Source organism: Algibacter agarivorans, from assembly GCF_039543245.1.
Taxonomy (GTDB): domain Bacteria; phylum Bacteroidota; class Bacteroidia; order Flavobacteriales; family Flavobacteriaceae; genus Algibacter_G; species Algibacter_G agarivorans.
In genome coordinates this window covers 190,341-212,937 of sequence record NZ_BAABJJ010000011.1, presented here as the reverse complement: position 1 = coordinate 212,937, position 22,597 = coordinate 190,341, and the positions used below count along the sequence as shown (strand labels likewise).

General features: G+C 34.0%; 20 protein-coding genes and 1 tRNA gene. 14 read left to right on the top strand and 7 right to left on the bottom strand.

What is annotated here, in order from left to right; translation table 11 throughout:
* Positions 1-346: 346 nt before the first annotated feature.
* The 6 genes from ABD935_RS04815 to dnaE form a co-directional block, all read right to left on the bottom strand.
* Positions 347-420 (bottom strand) — tRNA-Asp (locus ABD935_RS04815).
* 81 nt (positions 421-501) lie between these two features.
* Positions 502-1,431, bottom strand: coding sequence for a DUF58 domain-containing protein (locus ABD935_RS04810; RefSeq protein ID WP_345190515.1), 930 nt, complete (start codon positions 1,429-1,431; stop codon positions 502-504).
* A 137-nt stretch (positions 1,432-1,568) separates the two neighbouring features.
* A complete protein-coding gene (locus ABD935_RS04805) occupies positions 1,569-2,111 on the bottom strand; it encodes a ClpP family protease (RefSeq protein WP_345190514.1) in 543 nt (180 codons plus the stop codon).
* Between the two features lie 147 nt (positions 2,112-2,258).
* On the bottom strand, positions 2,259-2,576 hold the full coding sequence (gene trxA, locus ABD935_RS04800) for a thioredoxin (protein WP_298237715.1): 318 nt from the start codon (positions 2,574-2,576) through the stop codon (positions 2,259-2,261).
* Positions 2,577-3,168: 592 nt separating this feature from the next.
* Positions 3,169-4,008: a DNA damage-inducible protein D gene (gene dinD / locus ABD935_RS04795; RefSeq protein WP_345190512.1), complete on the bottom strand. Its 840-nt coding sequence runs from the start codon at positions 4,006-4,008 to the stop codon at positions 3,169-3,171.
* Positions 4,009-4,013: 5 nt separating this feature from the next.
* Positions 4,014-8,420, bottom strand: coding sequence for a DNA polymerase III subunit alpha (dnaE, locus tag ABD935_RS04790; RefSeq protein ID WP_345190510.1), 4,407 nt, complete (start codon positions 8,418-8,420; stop codon positions 4,014-4,016).
* Positions 8,421-8,661: 241 nt separating this feature from the next.
* Here dnaE and ABD935_RS04785 point away from each other — a divergent pair, with 241 nt between their 5' ends.
* The 13 genes from ABD935_RS04785 (at position 8,662) to ABD935_RS04725 (ending at position 19,984) form a co-directional block, all read left to right on the top strand.
* Positions 8,662-9,909: an ethylbenzene dehydrogenase-related protein gene (locus tag ABD935_RS04785; RefSeq protein ID WP_345190508.1), complete on the top strand. Its 1,248-nt coding sequence runs from the start codon at positions 8,662-8,664 to the stop codon at positions 9,907-9,909.
* Positions 9,910-9,985: 76 nt separating this feature from the next.
* A complete protein-coding gene (locus ABD935_RS04780; protein WP_345190507.1) occupies positions 9,986-10,345 on the top strand; it encodes a hypothetical protein in 360 nt (119 codons plus the stop codon).
* A 21-nt stretch (positions 10,346-10,366) separates the two neighbouring features.
* Positions 10,367-11,281, top strand: a complete 915-nt coding sequence (locus tag ABD935_RS04775) for a DUF5777 family beta-barrel protein (RefSeq protein WP_345190506.1) — start codon at positions 10,367-10,369, stop codon at positions 11,279-11,281.
* A 5-nt stretch (positions 11,282-11,286) separates the two neighbouring features.
* Positions 11,287-11,553 (top strand): hypothetical protein, encoded by a 267-nt coding sequence (locus ABD935_RS04770; RefSeq protein WP_345190505.1) that lies wholly within the window; start codon positions 11,287-11,289, stop codon positions 11,551-11,553.
* 22 nt (positions 11,554-11,575) lie between these two features.
* A complete protein-coding gene (locus ABD935_RS04765) occupies positions 11,576-12,568 on the top strand; it encodes a 4Fe-4S dicluster domain-containing protein (RefSeq protein WP_345190504.1) in 993 nt (330 codons plus the stop codon).
* On the top strand, positions 12,565-13,884 hold the full coding sequence (nrfD, locus tag ABD935_RS04760; RefSeq protein WP_345190503.1) for an NrfD/PsrC family molybdoenzyme membrane anchor subunit: 1,320 nt from the start codon (positions 12,565-12,567) through the stop codon (positions 13,882-13,884). The genes ABD935_RS04765 and nrfD overlap by 4 nt, the downstream gene beginning before the upstream one ends.
* The gene (locus ABD935_RS04755) at positions 13,881-14,753 is read left to right on the top strand and encodes a hypothetical protein (protein ID WP_345190502.1); all 873 of its coding nucleotides are present in this window, start codon (positions 13,881-13,883) and stop codon (positions 14,751-14,753) included. The genes nrfD and ABD935_RS04755 overlap by 4 nt, the downstream gene beginning before the upstream one ends.
* A 13-nt stretch (positions 14,754-14,766) precedes the next feature.
* Positions 14,767-15,165 carry a c-type cytochrome gene (locus tag ABD935_RS04750; protein WP_345190500.1) on the top strand — a complete coding sequence of 133 codons (399 nt, stop codon included), beginning with the start codon at positions 14,767-14,769 and terminating at the stop codon, positions 15,163-15,165.
* 50 nt (positions 15,166-15,215) lie between these two features.
* Positions 15,216-16,436, top strand: a complete 1,221-nt coding sequence (locus tag ABD935_RS04745) for a glutamyl-tRNA reductase (protein WP_345190499.1) — start codon at positions 15,216-15,218, stop codon at positions 16,434-16,436.
* A gap of 288 nt (positions 16,437-16,724) precedes the next feature.
* A complete protein-coding gene (locus ABD935_RS04740) occupies positions 16,725-17,792 on the top strand; it encodes a lactonase family protein (protein WP_345190498.1) in 1,068 nt (355 codons plus the stop codon).
* 224 nt (positions 17,793-18,016) lie between these two features.
* Positions 18,017-18,535 carry a 30S ribosomal protein S16 gene (locus tag ABD935_RS04735; protein ID WP_345190497.1) on the top strand — a complete coding sequence of 173 codons (519 nt, stop codon included), beginning with the start codon at positions 18,017-18,019 and terminating at the stop codon, positions 18,533-18,535.
* Positions 18,536-18,713: 178 nt separating this feature from the next.
* The gene (rimM, locus tag ABD935_RS04730; RefSeq protein ID WP_345190496.1) at positions 18,714-19,244 is read left to right on the top strand and encodes a ribosome maturation factor RimM; all 531 of its coding nucleotides are present in this window, start codon (positions 18,714-18,716) and stop codon (positions 19,242-19,244) included.
* Positions 19,245-19,303: 59 nt separating this feature from the next.
* On the top strand, positions 19,304-19,984 hold the full coding sequence (locus tag ABD935_RS04725) for a tRNA1(Val) (adenine(37)-N6)-methyltransferase (RefSeq protein ID WP_425550197.1): 681 nt from the start codon (positions 19,304-19,306) through the stop codon (positions 19,982-19,984).
* Positions 19,985-20,017: 33 nt separating this feature from the next.
* Here ABD935_RS04725 and ABD935_RS04720 read toward each other — a convergent pair whose 3' ends face one another.
* On the bottom strand, positions 20,018-21,322 hold the full coding sequence (locus ABD935_RS04720) for an amino acid permease (RefSeq protein WP_345190493.1): 1,305 nt from the start codon (positions 21,320-21,322) through the stop codon (positions 20,018-20,020).
* Between the two features lie 74 nt (positions 21,323-21,396).
* Between ABD935_RS04720 and ABD935_RS04715 the strand changes: the two genes are divergently transcribed.
* Positions 21,397-22,485 carry an SRPBCC family protein gene (locus ABD935_RS04715; protein WP_345190492.1) on the top strand — a complete coding sequence of 363 codons (1,089 nt, stop codon included), beginning with the start codon at positions 21,397-21,399 and terminating at the stop codon, positions 22,483-22,485.
* The last annotated feature ends 112 nt before the right edge of the window (positions 22,486-22,597 follow it).

Sequence of the window (22,597 nt, the reverse complement as noted above, 5' to 3'; positions counted from 1 at the left end):
AGATTTCTTCCTGTTTAGGCTTACTACTATTTTTGCATAACCCTAAAATCCCACAACTTTTTGACTTGACCCTGTTTAGGCTTACTACTATTTTTGCATAACCCTAAAATCCCACAACTTTTTGACTTGACCCCTTTTTGACTTGACCCGTTTTAACTATTTGAACAAATAGCCTTAAAACAAAAAAGCATCCCAATCTTCTTATTCAGAAAAAAGGAAAGCTTTCCATTGGATTACCAAATTAACTTTGGCAAACTACATCCTAGACACCTCTAGGACAACACAACATCATTATAATTACCAAAAAAAGCCCTAATTTCTCAGAGCTTTCTTTTGCAATTTTTTGCGGTCTGGACGGGACTCGAACCCGCGACCTTCGCCGTGACAGGGCGACATTCTAACCAACTGAACTACCAGACCGTTGCATTATTGCGGTTGCAAATATACACGCCTTTTTTTATATCTCAAATCTTTTTTTCTCTTTTTTACAGAAAACTTTCATCAAGCAAACTTTTGCCGTTCTATCATGTAGGTAGTGAGGATGTTATTAAAATCTTTATTAATATCGGCCTCAACATATTTTATTTTGTATTGCGCACATCTTAAACGTAATGCTGTAAAATAACCCTCAACGACTTTATTGTAATTTTCCTTTATAGAGTCGGCATATAAGTTGATATACTCGCCTGTTTCAACATCAATAAAACGTTTAGGCTTATTATCAAAATCGAAATTCAGCTCCTTTGCTTTATCAAATACATGAAATAGAATCACTTCATGCTTATTATATTTAAGATGCCTTAATGCCTCAAACAACTTTGTTTCATCTTCTGATGTTTGAAACATATCCGTAAACAAGAAGACCATAGAACGTCTACGTATTTTTTCAGCAATCTCATGCAAATACTTATACGTTTCAGTTTGTTTATTTAAGGGTTTCGAAATAACAGCTTCACTTAAATGATTCAATAACATTTGATGGTGGCGTTCACTCCCCTTCTCTGGCGCATAATAATCATAGTTGTCACTATAAATACTTAACCCAACAGCATCACGTTGCTTTTTTAAAATATGCATTAACGAGGCTGCTGCAAGTACCGAAAAGCCAACTTTATTGAATCTATCAATAGAAAACGTATCCAATTTTGGGTAATGCATAGAGCTACTATTATCTAAAATAATATGACAGCGTAAGTTCGTTTCATCATCATATCGCTTTGTGTAAAGTTTATCTGTTTTAGCAAACAGTTTCCAATCTATATGTCGTGTACTCTCGCCTTGATTGTAAATTTTATGCTCCGCAAATTCTGCCGAAAACCCATGAAACGGACTCTTATGCATACCGGCAATAAAACCCTCGACCACTTGTTTTGCAAGTAGCTCAAGATTTTTAAATCCTTCTGCTTTATTAAGTTCGTTTTGTAAGTTCATATTCCCCTCCTAGCCTCCCCAAAGGGGAGGAAAACTCCTGAGGTAAAAAGTTTTTGTTTAATGTTTAAAAATTCATTTTAATTATGCGAACACATTTGCCATAACAGTGAGAATTCCCCCTTCGGGGGTTAGGGGGCTTATATCAGTTTATCAACAATTCCGTAAGCCACAGACTCTTCTGCTCCCATCCAATGGTCACGGTTAAAATCTTTCATGATTTTCTCAACGCTTTGATTACAATTATCAGCTAGCAACTGCGCACTCAATTCTTTGGTTTTTATTATCTCTTGAGCCGTAATTTCTATATCACTGGCTTGCCCTCTAGCGCCTCCACTTGGCTGATGTATCATAACACGCGCATGCGGTTGTATAAAACGTTTACCTTTTTTGCCAGCAGACAATATTAGAGACCCCATAGATGCGGCAAAACCTGTACAAATGGTAGATACATCGCTTTTTAAGGATTTCATACAATCATAAATAGCAAAACCAGACGTTACATAGCCTCCAGGGCTATTAATGTATAAATGAATATCTTTAGTTTCTAATGCATCCAAATACATTAACCTATCAATTACATGTTTAGCCGATTTATCATCAACCTGTCCCCATAAAAACACTTTACGTTGTTCTATTAATTTACTATCAATAGCATCTTGGATTTTTTTATGCTCACTCATATCTTTTAAATTTTTAAATCGTTTAATTATTTGATACGCTGAGAACGCTCGCAACCATTTTCAGCGCTCTTATTTTTAATTTGCATCTAAAATAAAAAAAGGTTCACCATTACGGCAAACCTTTTCAATTTTCTTTTTTCTTATCTGTTACAAAAGCCCATCAATAGCATCTGTGTAAGCATTTTTAGGCGCAACACCAACTTGACGACCAACAACCTCACCGTTCTGAAAAACCAAAACCGTAGGAATGTTACGCACACCATATTTGGCAGCAAACTCTTGGTTAGCATCTACATCAACCTTTCCAACAACGGCCTTACCATCATATTCATCACTAATTTGCTCAATAATTGGACCAACCATTCTACAAGGTCCACACCAAGCTGCCCAAAAATCAACCAAAACTGGTTTATCACTTTTTAAAACCGTTTCTTCAAACGTTGCATCTGTTATCTCTAATGCCATAATATTTATCTTTTAATATGTTCTTAATTCGTTTTAACAACACAAATTTAGTCAAAAAAAACTCGAAAGCTTACAAAGCAACAATTTGTTTTCCTTATAGCCATATTGGTTGCGACTATTTTAAGAATTTGGGCGCATCCCTTAGGGTCGGGCTCTCACTACTTGCTTATAAGTTCTTGGCACACTTTTACTTTTTGCTTTCTACTCGACATGCTTAATTTTATTTTTTCTTTAGTATCGTACTAAAGAAAAATTAAGCATCTGGCTTTCTGGGTGCATGCTTATTATTTTTTTAAAGGGCTTAAATTATCACATAAAACCCAACTAGATCTTTACATTTTCTCAAAGTCGGGAGACTTTGCGGAGCTGAGATTAATAATGATGATTTAGAACAAACGTTTCAAACTATAAGTCAACTCATTTACAAATTAAATCAAATAAGTGTTTTAACAGTACAACGTACTTGTTATGCTTGCAGGTTTTATCAAAAAAATGACAATCAACATTTCTGTAATTTATTGGAAAAAGAATTATTGAATTCTGAAATTAGGATTGATTGTAATGAGTTTAAGGGAAAGTAAGATTAACTTACCTATTTAAGCTTATCTGGGTTTTTTCCTAATTTTTTAGATTCAGAAGTGACACGCCTTTCTAATTTCTTAATATCTTCTTCAGCAGGTAATTCTTCTGGCTTAATACCTCTATCCATTAATAAACCTCTAACACCTTTATTATTTCTTATATGTTCTGCCGAAATACTATTACCTTTTGTCAATCCTTTTTCTTTAGTGTTAAAAACGGTAATCTCAGTAGCGAAATCTTTTGCTTTTATTGTAATCGTTGGTAAAAAATCAGCTAATGCTCTAGTTTGAGGCACATTTAACTTCTTCTTCATTTCTCTGGTAGATCTTCCAAATAAAGCTTGATCACCTTTACTTCTTATTAACCCAAAATTCTTATCGGTTCCTGTTCTTTCATAAATTAATTCCGATAATTCTTTTTCAGATAACGTCAGTTTTTGTCTTGCCTGTAATCGTTCCCAATCTTTAATACGTTGTTCGATTAACTCAAATTTTCGGGTTTGAATTGCAAAATAGTTTTGAGCAAATGCAATTTGTTCTTTTCTCGGGTCTCCATTTTGGGCAATCAGATAGCATGCATATCTTGTTAACATTATATCTTCTATTTTTCTACTACTTCCTGAACCAATTGAAACCATTTTCCCGACGTCGGCAAAATGGTCTAAGATATTATTATCACTAACTTCACATGAAGTTTTAGATTTGTTAATTACATTCACAAAATTATCCCATTTTGAATACCCTAATAAATGCTGTAAATCCCTAGCAAACCAAAATTCAATACCATTCTCTGTTGTCTGAGAGTGATTCTCAAAATTATTTGCTAAAGATTTAATTATTTCTGTTTTCATTTTTTCTAATTTATCTTGTTCAAATAAACCTTATTTAGTTTACAAACTATTTCTTTTTCTGTCAATTCATCTAAAAGCTCTTTAGACATTTTAATTTTAGTATTTCTACTTAAAGCTTCAACAGTAATATCATCGTCATATACTACAAAATCTATTTTACAATCTCCTTCATGTTGATTCAACAACTCGTTAAGACTTCTTATAAATTCATTCTCAACACTTTTTAATTTAAAATGAAAAGATACCTTTTTTGCTTCTTTCTCTAAAATATCATGTAGTAAATGGAAATTATTAAACTGCAATCTTGGGTCACTTTTTTTTCCTGTATCCTTATTTGTCCATCCTTCACGAATAAATGCCTTCACTTGAACAAAATTGTTCGGTAGTAGAAAGTGTCTAAATTTTAAATACTCTTCCCCAAACATCCTAAACTCGAAACTATCGGTATAATCTTCAATAGTAAATAGTGCCCAACCTTTTCCTTGTTTACTAACACGATGCTGCACATCGGTAACCACACCTCCAAAAGTAAGTTCGCTATTTAAATAAGATTCTAAATGATTAAACATAGCGACATTAGCATTACACAAAGCCTTGATTTCTATACTAAAATCATCCAAAGGATGACCAGAAATATAAACTCCAACAACCTCACGCTCTTTACTTAAGGTTTTCATAGTGCCCCACTCTTCACATGGTGGGACTTCGGGTTCAGAAAACTGCACACTACTTTGTTCACCAAACATATCTATCTGTGCGGAGTTTTCATTTTCCTTATGCTTTTGGGCATACTTTATCGCTTTTTCTAAAAAAGTAATCCCATCGCCGTCATCATGAAAATATTGTGCACGATGTATATCTCCAAAACCATCGAAACCGCCTGCATAGGCTAAATTTTCAAAGGCTTTTTTGTTAGCCGCACGTAAATCAATACGCTTGGCAAAATCGAAAATAGATTTATAATGACCGTCTTCTTTCCTGTTTTCAACAATAGTCATTACCGCACCATGACCAACGCCTTTTATGGCACCCATTCCAAATCGCACCGCATAGTCTTTATTTACCGAAAACTTGTAAAACGATTCGTTTACATCTGGACCAAGAACATCTAATTTCATGCGTTTACATTCATCCATAAAGAAGGTAACCTGCTTGATATCATTCATATTATTAGACAAAACCGCCGCCATATATTCCGCAGGATAATGCGCCTTTAAATAGGCCGTTTGGTAAGCAATCCAAGCATAACAAGTGGAGTGCGATTTATTAAAGGCGTAACTTGCAAAGGCTTCCCAATCCTTCCATACTTTTTCAAGTACTTTGGCATCGTGTCCGTTGGCGCTGGCTTGCTCAATAAATTGAGGTTTCATTTTATCAAGCACCGCAATTTGCTTTTTACCCATGGCCTTACGCAAAACATCGGCTTCACCTTTGGTGAAACCCGCTAGACTTTGGGATAACAACATCACCTGCTCTTGATACACCGTAATACCATAAGTTTCTTTTAAGTACTCTTCCATGGCTGGTAAATCGTACTCAATTTCTTCATCGCCATGTTTTCTCCTAACAAAACTTGGAATATATTCCATAGGCCCTGGACGATACAAGGCGTTCATAGCAATTAAATCTTCAAACACTGTAGGTTTTAAATCACGAAGGTGTTTTTGCATCCCAGGAGATTCATACTGAAAAACCCCAACAGTTTCCCCTCTTTGAAACAACTCATAGGTTTTTTCATCGTCAAGCGGAAAGGTATCTGGATCGAGCAAAATATCATGTTTTGCTTTTACAATTTTAACGGTATCCTTTATTAAAGTTAGTGTCTTTAATCCTAAGAAATCCATTTTAAGCAAACCAGCGTCTTCCACCACCGAGTTATCAAACTGGGTAACATACAAATCGGAATCTTTAGCAACCGACACAGGGACGAATTTGGTAATATCGTCTGGTGTAATAATGACTCCACAGGCATGGATTCCCGTATTCCTTACTGAACCTTCAAGCGTTCTGGCAAGATTTACCGTTTCAGCTTGTAAATCACTTCCGTCAGCAATATTTAGAAGTTCGTTAACTTTTTCTAAATCCTCCGCTCTAAACTTTTTCCCCAATTCTTTTTCATCTAAGCCAAAAATCTTTCCTAGCTTAGACATGGTTGGAATCAATTTCGCAATTCTATCGGCATCAAACAATGGTAAATCTAAAACACGTGCCGTATCACGAATAGAGGACTTTGCTGCCATGGTCCCATAAGTAATAATTTGGGCTACTTGATTAGAGCCATATTTTTCAATCACATAATCCATAACACGACTCCGCCCTTCATCATCAAAATCAATATCAATATCGGGCATACTAATACGATCTGGATTTAAGAAACGCTCAAAAAGCAAATCGTACTTAAGCGGGTCTATATTTGTAATCCAAAGACAATACGCCACTACCGAACCAGCGGCCGAACCACGACCAGGACCTACGGACACATCCATATTACGGGCTTCACGAATAAAGTCCTCTACAATTAAAAAATATCCTGGATATCCTGTGTTTTCAATAACACTTAATTCAAAATCAAGGCGTTCAACAACTTCTTCAGAAAGTTCTTCACCATAACGTTTTCTAGCACCTTCAAAAGTTAAATGTTTTAAAAAAGCGTTTTCACCACGTTTGCCTCCATCTGCTAAATCTTCATCATGTTTAAATTCATCCGGAATATCGAAAGCAGGCAATAACACATCGCGTGCTAATTGATATCCTTCCACTTTATTTACTACCTCTTGCACATTCGAAATCGCTTCAGGAACATCCTTAAACAGTTGTTTCATAGCATCAGGCGACTTAAAATAATACTCCTGATTTGGCATTCCGTAGCGATACCCTCGACCTCGACCTATTGGAGTGGCTTGCTTTTCGCCATCTTTTACACACAACAAAATATCGTGTGCATTGGCATCTTCTTGCTTTCTGTAATACGTATTGTTGGATGCCACCAACTTAATATCATGCTTTCTTGCCAGCGTAATTAATGTTGGATTGACACGATTTTCATCTTCTTGATTGTGGCGCATCAACTCTACATACAAATCATCACCAAACTCATCTTTCCACCAAAGTAATGCTTCTTCTGCTTGTTTTTCGCCTACATTAAGGACTTTACTTGGCACTTCGCCGTATAAATTCCCTGTGAGTACAATTAGATCTTCTTTATATTCTTGAATGAGTTTTTTATCAATTCGTGGCAAATAATAAAAGCCATTAACAAAGGCATGGGATGATAATTTTGCCAAATTATGATAGCCATTTTTATTTTTTGCCAACAAGACAATCTGATAACCGTTATCTTTTCTAGATTTATCTAAGTGGTCTTCGCAAACAAAAAACTCACAACCAATAATGGGTTTTATTTCTTTAGCCGTGACCGTTACACCTGTTTCTTCGGCTGCTTTAATTTTAGCTTTAACACCACTGTTGTGCTTATTTACGGCATTCACAAAGTGAAATGCTCCCATCATATTAGCATGATCTGTTAGCGCCACCGCTTCCATATTATATTCGGCTGCTGCCGATACAATATCAGCAACGCCCATAGTGGATTGTAATACTGAAAACTGTGAATGATTATGTAAATGCACAAAATCGACAGCCTCTAAATCTGAAACATTTTGTTGGATGTCTTCGGAAGATAAATCGCTTGATTCGCTTTTCTTGATGCGCTCAAGAATTTTTGCGCTTTCCCTTTTAAGATTAATATGCTTTAATCCTATAAGTTGAATTTCACTTGGATTTTCTTCTTTAAAATTCCGAAAATAATCAGGCTGTACGTCTAATTGTTCTTTAGTGTATTCACCTAAACGCAACAGCTCAAAAAAGCAACGTGTAGTTGCCTCAACATCTGCAGTAGCATTATGTGCTTCTGCAAAACCTTTATTAAATAAATGCTCGTGTAACTCGGATAATGTTGGTAATTTAAACTTTCCGTAACGCCCCCCTGGAATTTGGCATAAATTGGCAGTGCGCTCTGTACAGGTATCTAAAACAGGAAGTTCTTGGAGTGGGTTTACAACATTACCTCGAACAAATTCAGCGCCCATAATGTTCAAATCGAACTTTACATTTTGCCCGACTACAAACTTTGTTTTACCTAATGCTATATTAAATTTCTCTAAAACTTCAGCTAATGAAACTCCCTGTTCTTGGGCTAATTCTGTTGAAATTCCGTGGATTTTCTCAGCATCATAAGGGATATTAAAACCCTCAGGTTGTACTAAATAATCTTGATGCTCAATACAGTTCCCCAAATCATCATGCAACTGCCATGCAATTTGAATACACCTAGGCCAGTTATCAGTATCTGTTATAGGTGCGTCCCAACGTTTTGGTAATCCTGTAGTTTCAGTATCAAAAATTAAGTACATGGTTTCGTAAAGTTGTCTGTTGTTAAGTCGTTTATAAAATATAAACGCAGTGTATAAAAATACATAGAATTTACACTTTTTTAAAGTGAAGTTTTGAAGAGTTGTGAACAAGCAAAAAACCAACCCGTTAATCACAAATAAAATAGCAGATTTTTATGACAAAAATCATATTCTACGTAACAATTGTTACATAATTTTATCTAGAATTTCAAGATCAATTTATTAAACTAAATATATTATTATGAAAATTTTTAAATTAATTACCGCGCTAATTATTACAGTAACATTTGTTTTAGGTTGCACCCATGACGATTATGTTCCAGCAAATGGAACAGGGGATGTTGGTATTGGCGAAAGCCCTGATGAATTACTAGTGAAAAAATTCTCTACAGCTCCTGTTTTCGATGGAGACATTGATGATATTTGGAGTGAAGCCAGACCTTTAATAAATAAGGCTACTGTTACTGGAGCAGGTGATAGAGAAATCACATTAAATGGATCAAGTGGAGGCAACTTATCATTAGAACCTACAGATTTAATGGATCCCTACACTGGTGAAAGCTACAGCTATTCTTTAAGAGGTGGTCATGACGGTGAATATTTATACCTATTATTTGAATGGGAAGATGATACTGATAGTCAACAAAGAGAGTCTTGGTTCTTTAACCCTATTACAAAGCAATGGCAACAAGAAAACAAATACGCCAATCATAAAAATGACAAATTTTATGAAGATAAATTTGGTTTTATGTTCCCAATAGGTAATCCTGCTGGATTCTCAGAAGGCACTTGTACAGTGACTTGTCATGGTGGTTTAACTGACCCACAACCAGGTCAAAAAGTAACTAGACACTACATGAAAAATGATGGTGAATTAACCGATTTCTGGCATTGGAAACGTGACAGACATGCATTAGCAGAAGCTTGTGATGATGGTTATATTGATTATCCTTGGAAAGATGGAGTTGACCTATCTGGTACTGCAGCTGCTAACGCCAGAAGAAATGATGAAGGAGCAGGACCTTACGCAAATAATCAAAAATTTACAGATACTGATACTGGAATGGTTGGACCATTATATGTAGTACCTGGTGCAGAAAACTACTATTGGATTGTAAAATCTGAAATTGGTACTGTTGCAAAAGAAGTTACGGGTATAGATGAAAATGGTATTATTTCTTATGAAGGAGGAACCATTGATCCTAATGGAGATCCTGCTTATTCTCAAGGCTTTGGTAGCAAAAGAATACCAAGTGTTATTATTAATCCAGGTGGACAAGGAAATGATGGTAGATCTGAAGTACAAGTTAAAGCTATACATACTGGTTCTGGATGGCAATTAGAAATTAGAAGATTACTTTATACTGGAGACCCTACAGATGCTGAATTTAAGATTGGAGAAAGCATCCCATTTGGCTTAGCAATATTTAATAATGCTGCTATTGCGCATGGTCAAACAAACTACCTGTCAATGAAAATTGAAAATTAGTCTTAACGTCAAATAGTGCAGGCTATATTTTGTCTGCACTATTTGATAATAAGTATACCTGATAAAAATGTATAATATGAAAAAACTATTTCAAATTTTAGCAATCATAGGTATTTGTTTATCTCTAGACTCATGTTATTATGATTCTATTTATGAGCCAATAGCCGATGATGACGATGGAAGCACCATAGAAGAGGTTACTTACAATAATGATATAGCACCAATTTTTGGATTCTGTAGTAATTGTCATAATGGAAGTCAAGATCCTGATTTAAGCGAAGGAAATGCTTACAATTCATTGGTTCCAGCTTACGTTACAGCTTTCGATGCAGAGGCTAGCCCTCTATATATTAAATTAGAAGATGGTCACCAAAATCAACCAGCGAGTAGAATAGAATTAGTTAAAACCTGGATTGACCAAGGCGCTTTAGAATAATCAACCTTTAAGAAAACAGACATGAAAATATATAAAATATTACTCTTAGCCGCATTGGCCTTACCACTATCAGTCTTTTCTCAAGAACAGGTTAATGATACAATTGTAAAGGAAAAACCAGAGCGTCCAGCGTTTGAAAGCTCCTTTTTATTTGATAACCCAACAAATGTTTTATTTAGTAAAAACACTCTAGAGGTACAAATGTCTCATAGATTTGGAGAACTTAATGACGATCAAAATAATTTGGCTGGATTTTATGGTGCAGCAAATATACGTATAGGGTTAACATATGCCATTCACGAAAGATTAACCATAGGGTTCGGTACTACTAAAAATCAAAACTACCAAGATTTCAATTGGAAAGCTTCAATCCTGCAACAAACACGCTCAAATAAAATACCTGTAAGTGTTTCATACTATGGGAATTTCGCAATAAGTGCATTAAGTAAAGACACAAAAGTTGTTTTGAATGATGTCTTGGTAAGTAAGTTTATAAATACAGAAGATAGATACTCATTTTTCAATCAACTGATAATAGCTCGCCGATTTAACCCGAAACTTTCTTTACAAGTAGCACCTAGTGTTTCTCATTATAATTCAGTTGCTACAACAATGAGGAATGACATGGTTGCCATCGCCTTTGGAGGACGTTATAAAATTAGTTCTCAAACCTCTGTAATAGCAGATTATAGTCAACCACTTACTAAAATGAGGCAAGATAATCCTTACCCAGGAATTAGCTTAGGGTTTGAATTTGGCACATCGGCACATACCTTCCAATTATTTGCAACAAACTATTGGGGCATTCTTCCTCAGGACAACTATATGTTTAATAAAAAGGCTACTGGATTAGAGGGTAACTTTGGTTTTGGCAAGCAAAAGAAGAGTGGTCAATACTTAATTGGATTTAATATAACTAGAAACTATAATTTTTAAACATTATGAAAAATAAATCTAGAAAAGGAACAAAAATCTCTCGTCGTGGCATGTTGCCACTTTTAGGAGGTGGTTTACTAATTCCTTTTCTAGGTTTTAGTAACTCAGATATCGATACTAATAGTATTCCTGAAGACGAGGAGTTCACAACACTTTTAAAGGCAGACGGTACTGCTGTAAAAATTAAAACTAGCACCCTAAATAAATCAAAAATTGTAAAGAAAAACATATCAAATAAATCATTTCTAAACTGGCTTGGTAAAAAACTATAATTCCCTTTAACTCAATATAATTATGGAAGATAAGAACAAAAGCTCAAGACGTAAATTTCTTGACAATGGCTTAAAACTGGGAATTGTTAGCGCAATTGGCGGACTTGGCTTGTCTAAAATCACCTCCAAATTAAATGCAGCTAACGATGATAGTTCTGGAGAGAAAATGGAATTAATGACTACAGATGGGACGCTTATTCAAGTAGACACCTCTGAAGTTATAGAAGTAGAACATGCCAAAGAACACGATAAAAAATACAATGTTAGGGAAGGCAACCCAAACAGGAAATTTGTTATGGTGGTTGATCTTGCAAAATGTAAAAATGCCTTAAAATGTCAAAGTGCCTGTAACAAACATCATTATATCACAGGGGAAAATGCTTGGCTTAAAGTATACAAAATGCAGGAAGAGAAAGACACAGCACCCTATTGGATGCCTATGATGTGTATGCATTGTGACCAACCTGCTTGTGTTACTGTTTGTCCTGTAGATGCCACGTTTAAAAGAAAAGATGGACTCGTATTAATTGACAACGAACGTTGTATAGGTTGTAGATTCTGTATGGCTGCTTGCCCTTACTCAACGCGTGTTTTTAATTGGGGGGAACCAGGTCAAGAAGTCACTTTAAATATGGATATGACTCATCATACACCATCTCCAGAACATGCAGGAATTCCAAGTATAAAAGGAACAGTAGACAAATGTGACTTTTGCCCACATGCCATTGATAATGGTGAATTACCACACTGTGTTACTGCTTGTCCAAATGGCGTCTTCTATTTTGGGGATAAATACGAAGACACCGTTACCAATGGTGAAGAAACAGTTAGACTAAGCCAATTGCTTGAAGATAAATCAGGATACCGTTTGATGGAAGGATTAGGAACTTCTCCTAGTGTTTATTATTTACCTCCTGTAGATAGATTGGTCGATTTTGAAGATGGTCTGGAAGATTTCAAAGAATTTGAATCTGTTGAACCAGTTTCACCTGTTGAAAAACCAGAACAGTTATGAAAACTCATAAAACTATACTGCGAGATTTAAAGCCAAAAAAATTTGGTAAACGAGATTCTATCTGGACTATTTCACTCATTGTAATAATAATCATTGGTTTAATTGCTTATATAGACCAACTCATTAAAGGACAAGAAGTTACCAACATGCGTGATTATGCGCTATGGGGCATTTATATTTCAAACTTTGTATTCTTTGTAGCAACAAGTTTTGTAGGAACGGTAACGGTTGCTATATTACGTTTAACCAAAAACTCGTGGCGAACACCACTAGTTAGAATTGCTGAAATTATTTCTGTTGCAGCTATTATTATGGCGGGCATTACCATCATGATTGATATGGCAAGACCTGATAGATTATTAAATCTATTCATCCATGCAAGACTTCAATCTCCAATTACTTGGGATGTAGTCATTATTCCAACTTACATTGTTATCAGTTTGTTATTATTATACTTCCCCTTGATACCGGATTTTGCGATACTTAAAACTCATTTCAAAAAAAAGAAACCAAAACTTAGTAAGTTTTATGGCAGACTAGCTTTAAACTGGACAGGAAGTAAAGCTCAAAAATCATTACAGGAAAAATCCATCAGAATTATTGCAATCATGATTATTCCTGTTGGTCTTCTACTTCAAACTATTGATGCTTGGTTGTTTTCTACAACCTACAGAATTGGATGGGATAGTACTAATTTTGCACCCTATTTTATTTCTGGAGCTTTTGTTGCTGGTGTTGGCGCACTCGTAACTCTAATTTATATTATTAGAAAAGCGAAAAAGTTAGAAAATTACATTACAGATTATCACTTCGATAAACTTGGTAAATTACTAGCACTAGCTTGCTTAATTTATCTCTATTTTAATATTAACGAATATGTCATCCCTCTATTTACAGCAAAAAAAGGAGAACTTGTTCATTTAGAAACCTTATTCACGGGAAGTTATTCAATATTATTTTGGGCAGTTACTGTAATCGGGTTGATTTTACCAATAATTGTTTTAATGTTTAAAAAAGGAAGAAAACCAAATTCCATGTTTATTATAGGACTGATTGTTGTTATTGGATCTTGGTGGAAACGCTTTGTAATTGTAACACCTACTCTATTGCATCCATTTTTACCAATTCAAGGAGTCCCAGAATCATGGCATCACTATTTCCCTAGCTTACACGAATGGCTCATTACGTTAGCTACATTAGCTATGGCCTTTTTAATTATTACAGTTTGTGTGCGTTACTTACCAGTAATCCCTATTCAAAGAACAATTGACGAAATGGAAGCTTCGGAAGCTAATAATAAAAACACTGAGTCATGAAATATCTAAACCCTAGACATCTTGTACTTTTTATACTTTTAAGTGTGTTTATTAGTCCACTATTAAGCCAAAAACTAGAAGCACAGGATAAGAAAAAGATAAAGCTTAGAATTAAAGCGGATTATACCAAGGTAATAGATCATTCAAGCTTTATTGATTTATCAACCATCGCTAAAATCAACAAAAAAAATGCAGGTATTGCTAATTTAAATTTAACAATTATTAGTAAGACTGATGATGATGAAGTAGAATTAGGACAAGCGACTACAAACCACGATGGAAAAGTTAGATTTCTTATAAATGATCTAAATAAATTACTAAAAGACACGCTCGGGTTTTACAACTTAAGGGTCAAGTTTATGGGCGATGATAGTTTTAAGAAAGCCTCTAAAACATTGTCGTTTAAAGACGCCCATATTGAGACAAAATCATTTACAAAAGACAGTGTTAATTATGTGAGTGCAACCCTTAAAGACGTACATTCAGATAGCGTATTAACTAAAACATCTCTTAAAGTAAATGTGGAACGTTTATTTAAGTCACTACCTATAGGAGAACAATTTAATTATACCGATGAAAATGGCACTATTCTTGTTCCTATAGAAAGAGGGATTCCATGTATAGATGGTAAATTAGTAATTGAAGTGATTTTGAATGACAGTGATGATTATGGAACTGTTAAAGCTCTGGTAAACACTACTTTTGGAAAATCCGCAGTTATTGATAATTCCTTCGAAAACAGAACATTATGGTCACCAAGAAATAAAACCCCTATCTTCATCCTAATATTTGCTAATTTATTAATTTTTACAATATGGGGCATCATTATATATTTAATAACCAATTTATTTAGAATCAATAAATCTTAAAAAATTTGACATTATGAAAACATTTAAAAATCTAATCTTTATAGCAATTTTGTCACTAGCTCTTGTTTCTTTCACCTCAATAATTCAAGATGAATGGGTTGTCCCTGCTGAGTACGAAAACATGAAAAATCCAACCAACCCAAGTGAGGATTTAGCTATAGGAAAATCTCTTTACAGTAAACACTGTAAATCTTGTCATGGCAAGGAAGGCTATGGTGATGGACCAAAAGCTGAGGAACAAGAAGGCGACTTAGGAGATTTCTCAACATCAGAATTTCAAGCACAATCTGATGGAGCCTTATTTTACAAGACTACTTTTGGAAGAGATGATATGCCGGAATACACAAAAAAAATGCCTGATGACGAAGACAGATGGCTTATTGTAAATTATATGAGAACCTTGGAAGAATAACTTAAGGTGTGAAATTACCTTATTAATTAAGCTATTAAAACAACCCTAAAATGAGCCAGTCATTACGTTATATTAGCATTTCACATAAAACAGCGTCTGTTAAACAGAGGGAAGTTTTCCATATCCCTATGGAAAAGAAAAGCGATTATGCTCAATTTATATGTAATGCTTTTCCAGACATTGTTGGCTTATTGCTTTTAACGACTTGTAATAGAACTGAAATATATTTTGAAACAAAAACACATTCTGCAAAAAGTATTCGCGATTTTTTAATAAATCTAAAAGCGCCTAAAAACAGTTCTGTAGATGAAAAATTATTTGAATTTAGCGACACGACTGAAGCCACTGTAAAACACCTTTTGGAAGTGTCATCAGGATTAGAATCTTCTGTACTTGGTGATTCAGAGATTATACATCAAATTAAAAAATCATATCAGTTTTCAATGACCCACAAATTACAAGGGTCTTTATTAGAACGTGCGCTCCAAAGTGTCTTTAAAAGTCATAAGCGAATTAGTAATGAAACCAATTTTAGAGATGGAACAACGTCAGTAGCATATAAATCTTTAAAAGTCATTCAAAATAATTTTAAAAACGCCACATCAACGTCAAAAAAAATGCTCTTTATTGGAGCTGGTGATATTGTAAAACAATTATTTAAATATAATTCGAAATTTAATTACAGTAATATTTACATAAGTAACCGAAGTGAAGAAAAAGCTATTTTTTTGGCGCAAAATAATAAGTGTAAAACATTTCCTTGGAAGAACGTACTGGCCAATAGTTTTGATGATTTTGAAGTTATCATTAGCGCCGTTAGCAATTGCTCAAATCTAATACATAATTTACCTGTTTCAAACCTTAAAGTATTACTTCTTGATTTAGCTGTACCTTGTAATATCAACAAAAGCCTGACGCGCCAAAATAACGTAATTTTTCATGATTTAGATTCTATTTCTAAAGAACTCGAAGAAAATAAAGAGATGCGTATAGCTTCCAAAAGTGACGTAATTAACATTATTCTAGAAGAACTTGCATCGTATAACGAGTGGCTTAAAGAAGCGCCATTAAGAGCTTTATTAGCAAAGTTAAAAATCTCAATAAAAAATGTTGTCACGAATCATTATCAATCTAAAACTGAAGACCCTCAAATCAAATTGGTTACTAATCAGGTCATGAAAAAACTAATCTATCAAACAAAAACATTAGCATTAATACCTGAAAATGAATTAAATAAAATAATATCTAAAGAAGCTTCATTTTTTTATTAACGAACTGGTTTAAACTTTTTTGATTGAAGCAAAAAACAGTTTTTTTTGCTCAATACAAGACTTTTTTAAACTGCACAGTTCCGATAGCTATCGGAATTACGGAGTTATAAAAAGACAAAAAGTGAGTGAAAAACATCATTTTACAGCCCTTTAAAAAAATTAAATGAGCTGAACAACTTATAATAAACAAAACAGCAAAAAGTGTTCTGTTTTTTTTGCCCTAAAGAACAATTCTCTTAATAATTCCTATAAATTAAACTACTTTAGAGCAAACTAAAAATGTTTAATATGAAATTTAAATTACTGTATTTAGGAATTCTTGTTAGTCTTTTCAATTATAGCTGTATAGCTCAAAACATCCCAATGTATGTTGGCACATACACCAATGGAGTCAGTAAAGGTCTATACCAACTTCAATTCAATACGGAAACCGGGGAATTAAACACCCAGAAGCTCGCGATAAACATAGACAACCCCTCATTTTTAACATATTCTCCTAACAGAAAATATTTATACTCAACGAACGGAACAGATAGTGGTTTTTTATCTTCATATAAAATAAATAACGATGGCAGTTTAACACTTTTAACGCGTGTTAGCAGTCAGGGAAAAGGGCCATGCCATATATCTATTAATGAAGAAGGTACCAAAGTTGCTATTTCAAATTATGGTGGCGGCACTGTTTCTATATATCCAGTTAATACTAACGGTAGCCTAAGTGAGGCTTCACAAGTTTTTAATCATAATGCTGAAGACAAAAAATCGCATGCCCATTCTGCTCAATTTTTTAAGGATGATTTGTTTGTAGCCGATTTGGGGCGAAATGCAATTTATCAATACAAATTAAAAAACAATAATTACATACTTAAATCTTCGGCAATAGTTACAATGCAAGGCAATCCGGGACCAAGACATTTTTCAATAAGCAATAACGGTGAGTTTATTTATATCATCAATGAATATGGAAGTTCAATAACTTCAGTTAAAAGAACATCCGATAGCTTTGAGCTAATAGACCATGATTCTACTTTAAGTGAAAGCTACAAAGGAAACAATTCGTGCGCCGATATTCATTTATCAAAAGATGAGCGCTTTTTATACGGCTCAAATCGCGGCGAGAATTCTATTGCTGTTTTTAAAAGAAACCTAAAAACGGGAATGCTTGATAAAATTCAAAACATAAGCGTACATGGGGATTGGCCACGAAACTTTACACTAGACCCTACTGGTAAATTCTTATTGGTCGCCAATAAAAAGAGTCATAATATTTCCGTTTTCAGTATCGATACTTCTTCTGGAAAACTCACCTTTTTACACGACATTAAAGTACCGACCCCTGTCTGTCTACTGTTCTAAAAAATACACTAATTTTTAAAAAATCTATAGATTTTTGTTCGTGATAATTATTTTTGTCCCAATTTCTAGTTTAATTAGTGTATTCATGGCAAATACAACTCTCAAATACCTGTATGCGTTTGCCCTTATTTCAACATAAATAAAACGCTGATAATTAAAAATAATAAAGTATCTTTGCGCCCTCATTAATAACAGAGGTCGAGAACCTCAAATAATTAATTATTATGCCAGTAAAAATTAGATTACAAAGACACGGTAAAAAAGGAAAACCTTACTACTGGATCGTAGCAGCTGATGCGCGTTCAAAAAGAGATGGTAAATACCTAGAAAAATTAGGTGCTTATAATCCAAACACAAACCCAGCAACTGTTGAATTAAACGTTGATAGTGCTGTACAATGGTTACAGAATGGTGCACAACCAACTGATACCGCTAAGACATTATTGTCTTATAAAGGTGCTTTATTAAAAAATCATCTTGCAGGTGGTGTTAGAAAAGGCGCTTTAACTGAAGAGCAAGCAGAAGCTAAATTTACTGCTTGGTTAGAAGAAAAAGAAGGTAAAGTTCAAGCTAAAGCTGATGGTTTATCTGATGCTGAAGCAAAAGCAAAAGCTGATGCTCTAGCTGCTGAAAAAGCTGTTAACGAAGCAAGAATTGCTGCTGCAGCTCCTGCTCCTGTTGAAGAAGAAGTAGCTGAAGAGGCTCCTGAAGCTGAAGCAAAAGCTTCAAACGAAGAAGAATAAAAAATATTTTTTTATACTTTTAAACTCCGATAGAAATATCGGAGTTTTTTTGTGAAATAGTATTTTGGTTTACAAAATACGTCATTGAACAAATTCCGATGAAAATCGGAATCTCATAATTATTATTACTTTTAAAAATCCTGAAACAAGTTCAGGATGACAAAAAATACCTTTTTCGATGAAAAAAGAAGATTGTTTTTACTTAGGTAAGATTGTAAAAAAGTACAGCTTTAAAGGTGAAATTTTAGCTAAATTAGACACCGATCAACCTGAACTTTACGAGAATTTAGATGCTATATTTTTAGAATTAAGAAATAACCTTGTACCCTTTTTTGTTGAAAGCTCGCAATTACATAAGTCTGAATTGCTTCGAATAAAATTTGAAGATGTAGATACCGAAGCTGATGCCGATGCCATCATGAAAAGCGGATTATACTTACCTCTTGATTTATTACCAAAATTAGAAGGCAATAAATTTTACTTTCACGAAGTTATTGGCTTCACTATTGAAGATGTAAACTTCGGAAAAGTAGGTATACTAAAATCTATAAACGATTCAACGGCACAATCGCTTTTTGAAATTGATAGAGATGGCATTGAAATTCTAATTCCAATGAATGATGAATTTACAGTTAAGGTTGACAGAGCTAATAAAACCATTCTTGTTAAAACCCCTGAAGGCTTAATTGATTTATACTTAGAAGAATAGTAATGTCTGTAAAAGCCTTTAGGTTTAAAAAATTTATAATTAATCAAGACCAATGTGCTATGAAAATTGGTACTGATAGTGTTTTACTAGGCGCTTGGGTGTCATTAAAAAATAATCCGTTTTCAATTTTAGATATTGGTGCCGGAACGGGGGTTTTATCTCTTATGCTTGCTCAACGAAGCAGTGCAGAATTGATTGATGCCATTGAGATTGACGATGCAGCTTACGAACAATGTGTTGATAATTTTGAACAATCACCTTGGAGCGACCGGTTATTTTGTTACCATGCATCATTAGAAGAATTTGTTGATGACATTGAAGACAACTATGATTTAATTATTTGTAACCCTCCTTTTTATAATGAAGATTACAAAACTAAAAACGAACAACGAGATTTAGCTCGTTTTCAAGATGCCATGCCCTTTGAGCATTTACTTAAAAGTGTTTCCATACTACTTTCAGAACATGGCACTTTTTCAGTTGTTATTCCGTTTAGTGAAGAAATCAATTTTATTGAATTGGCTTCAAAAGTCAAACTCTATCCTAATAACATTTTACATATAAAAGGCAATCCAACATCAGAAACAAAAAGAAGTTTAATTGAATTTTCTTTCCAGGCCGTGCCTGCCGGCAGACAGGAAAGCCCTATAAAAACCGACAACTTGATTATTGAGATTGGAAGACATCAATACACTGAAGATTACATAAATTTAACCAAAGATTTCTATTTAAAAATGTAGTTATACTATTTTAAGGTCAAAATATAATTGGTATTATTTTCTTTTATTCCATTGCATTAAAATATAGAATGGAATCCCAGACATTAATAATAAAAACCCATAAAACACAGTTTCCGAACCAGTACCATAAATGGCCCAAACAGAAAACGCCATGCCTAAACTTCCTAAAACCAGTGTTTTTACCCAGCTATCGGCATGAAGCTTTTTCTCAATAATTACCAAAATATAAGCTGCAGCAGTAAAGAAATAAGGCATTAAAGCCACAAATACAACAATCTCTACAATAATTTGAAACTGATTCACCAACCCTTCAGTAAAATTCATAAGCATTACTAGAGAAGACAATAAACTCCCAACAACCAAACCTATTGCTGGTGCGCCATTTTTATTTTCCATTTTAAAAAACTTTGGAAATAAATTATCCTTAGCTGTAGCCATAGGCAATTGCCCAGTTACTAATACCCAACCGTTTAATACTCCTAAGCCAGATATTATAACACCAATAGCCACAAAATACCCTCCAAAATCCCCAGCAATTAGCTGAGCAGCTTCAGCAAATGGAGCTGCGGAATTTTGTAACACCTCCATTGGCAATATTCCAAACAAAATAATGGTACTTAATATATAAACTGTGGCTGTTAAAATTGTCCCAATCATTGTCGCTTTAGGAACTGTTACCTCTGGGTTTTCAACATTAGCAGCTGGAATAGTAGCGCATTCAATACCTAAAAAGGCATATAAAGTTAAAGCTGCAACCACAGGTATTGTAGCAAAATCACTTTCATTGGTTAAGTTGAAAGCTGGAAAATTTTCAAATTTAAAAAAGTACAAACCTACTATAATTACAAATGCTAAAGGCAATAGTTTTAATACTGTTGTTACAACTTGCACCCTACCAGACTCTTTTATCCCTCTTGAATTTACCCAGGTGAAAAGCCATATTAATGCTAAACCAATACTTACTTGGTACAGAGAATGTGTTTCTAAAATCGGGAAAAAGAAACTTAAGGCACCCACAATTGCAATTGCAATTCCTCCATTGCCAACCCAACATGAAACCCAATACCCCCAAGCCATTAAAAACCCAATAAAATCGCCAAATCCTGCTCTAGAATAGGCATATGGGCCGCCACTTTTACTTACTATTATTTTACTAAAATTACTAAATATTTTAGCAAGTATTATGGCTCCAATTGCAGTAAAAATCCATCCTAAAAGACTAATACTTCCGTATTTTGCTAAAGCAGCTGGGAGCACAAAAATGCCTACACCTATCATATTTCCAACAACTAATGACGTTGTTGTTATCAATCCAATTTTTTCTGACTTCTGATTCATTTGGCTAATTTAAAAGCAGCAAATTTTAATTGAGTAAATTAGGGACGAAAAGCCAATTTACAATTTTATTAGTTATGCCAAAGAAATACAATATTGATTCGGACATTAAAAAAGCAGAAACACTTCCAGCTACCTTTTATAGAGACGAAAGTACTTTTGAAGCTTTAAAAGAACATGTATTTTTAAAATCATGGCAATTTATTGGAGATGAAAGCTTATTAAATGAAAATCAATCTGTTCATCCTTTTACATTATTGGAAAACTATCTTTCTGAACCATTATTACTTACCAAGGATAAAAATCAAGACATAAACTGTTTATCCAATGTTTGCACACACCGTGGCAACTTAGTAGTCTTAAAATCTGGAAAGCAAAAAAAACTCACTTGTGGTTATCATGGCAGAAGGTTTAACCTTAAAGGTGAATTTGAATTTATGCCGGAGTTTAAAGAGGCCCTTAATTTTCCAAAACCATGTGATAATTTATTTGAATTTCCTTTAATAAAATGGGGGTGTTTATTATTTGTTGGTTTAAATCCAGTGTTCAATTTTCAACAAGTCATTGATAAAATGAATGAACGCATCGGGTTTCTTCCATTTGATAAATTTGAAATATCAAAAACTTTAAAAAAAGACTTTATTGTGAACGCGCATTGGGCCTTATATTGTGATAATTACTTAGAAGGATTTCATGTGCCATTTGTGCACAACGATTTGGATGCTGTATTAGACTATAGTAGTTACAAAACAGAAATTTACCAATATTGCAACCTCCAAATTGGATACTCAGACGAATCAACCCATACTTTTAATTTACCAAAAAACCATATAGATTACGGCAAAAATGTTGCAGCTTATTATTATTGGGTATTCCCAAATATAATGTTTAATTTTTATCCTTGGGGTTTATCACTAAATATTGTTCAACCACTAGCACTCAATAAAACTAAAGTCTCATTTATATCCTATGTGCTTGATGCCACTAAATTAGAACAAGGCGCAGGTAGTGGTTTGGACAAGGTAGAAAAAGAAGACGAAGCCATTGTGGAAAATGTTCAAAAAGGCGTTAATTCGTCATTCTATAAATCTGGTCGATATTCTCCAACCCGAGAACAAGGCGTTCATCATTTTCATAGCCTGCTTGCACGATTTCTAAATCGATAAATTTATCCTACAAAATACTGAATGATTCAGTTGGTTTAATTAAATTTGAACAATTAAAATGTTGAATTATTAAAAAAACAATGTTTTTATTACTAATTTTACTGTAAAACAT

Bases quoted from the DNA above. Each gene is read 5' to 3' on its own strand.
- ABD935_RS04765 (WP_345190504.1), top strand. From the start codon at position 11,576: ATGGAAGATAAGAACAAAAGCTCAAGACGTAAATTTCTTGACAATGGC.
- dinD (WP_345190512.1), bottom strand. From the start codon at position 4,008: ATGAAAACAGAAATAATTAAATCTTTAGCAAATAATTTTGAGAATCAC.
- ABD935_RS04745 (WP_345190499.1), top strand. From the start codon at position 15,216: ATGAGCCAGTCATTACGTTATATTAGCATTTCACATAAAACAGCGTCT.
- ABD935_RS04780 (WP_345190507.1), top strand. From the start codon at position 9,986: ATGAAAAAACTATTTCAAATTTTAGCAATCATAGGTATTTGTTTATCT.
- ABD935_RS04720 (WP_345190493.1), bottom strand. From the start codon at position 21,322: ATGAATCAGAAGTCAGAAAAAATTGGATTGATAACAACAACGTCATTA.
- ABD935_RS04805 (WP_345190514.1), bottom strand. From the start codon at position 2,111: ATGAGTGAGCATAAAAAAATCCAAGATGCTATTGATAGTAAATTAATA.
- ABD935_RS04755 (WP_345190502.1), top strand. From the start codon at position 13,881: ATGAAATATCTAAACCCTAGACATCTTGTACTTTTTATACTTTTAAGT.
- ABD935_RS04770 (WP_345190505.1), top strand. From the start codon at position 11,287: ATGAAAAATAAATCTAGAAAAGGAACAAAAATCTCTCGTCGTGGCATG.
- ABD935_RS04810 (WP_345190515.1), bottom strand. From the start codon at position 1,431: ATGAACTTACAAAACGAACTTAATAAAGCAGAAGGATTTAAAAATCTT.
- ABD935_RS04725 (WP_425550197.1), top strand. From the start codon at position 19,304: ATGAAAATTGGTACTGATAGTGTTTTACTAGGCGCTTGGGTGTCATTA.
- rimM (WP_345190496.1), top strand. From the start codon at position 18,714: ATGAAAAAAGAAGATTGTTTTTACTTAGGTAAGATTGTAAAAAAGTAC.
- ABD935_RS04785 (WP_345190508.1), top strand. From the start codon at position 8,662: ATGAAAATTTTTAAATTAATTACCGCGCTAATTATTACAGTAACATTT.
- trxA (WP_298237715.1), bottom strand. From the start codon at position 2,576: ATGGCATTAGAGATAACAGATGCAACGTTTGAAGAAACGGTTTTAAAA.
- ABD935_RS04775 (WP_345190506.1), top strand. From the start codon at position 10,367: ATGAAAATATATAAAATATTACTCTTAGCCGCATTGGCCTTACCACTA.
- ABD935_RS04740 (WP_345190498.1), top strand. From the start codon at position 16,725: ATGAAATTTAAATTACTGTATTTAGGAATTCTTGTTAGTCTTTTCAAT.
- dnaE (WP_345190510.1), bottom strand. From the start codon at position 8,420: ATGTACTTAATTTTTGATACTGAAACTACAGGATTACCAAAACGTTGG.
- ABD935_RS04750 (WP_345190500.1), top strand. From the start codon at position 14,767: ATGAAAACATTTAAAAATCTAATCTTTATAGCAATTTTGTCACTAGCT.
- nrfD (WP_345190503.1), top strand. From the start codon at position 12,565: ATGAAAACTCATAAAACTATACTGCGAGATTTAAAGCCAAAAAAATTT.
- ABD935_RS04735 (WP_345190497.1), top strand. From the start codon at position 18,017: ATGCCAGTAAAAATTAGATTACAAAGACACGGTAAAAAAGGAAAACCT.
- ABD935_RS04715 (WP_345190492.1), top strand. From the start codon at position 21,397: ATGCCAAAGAAATACAATATTGATTCGGACATTAAAAAAGCAGAAACA.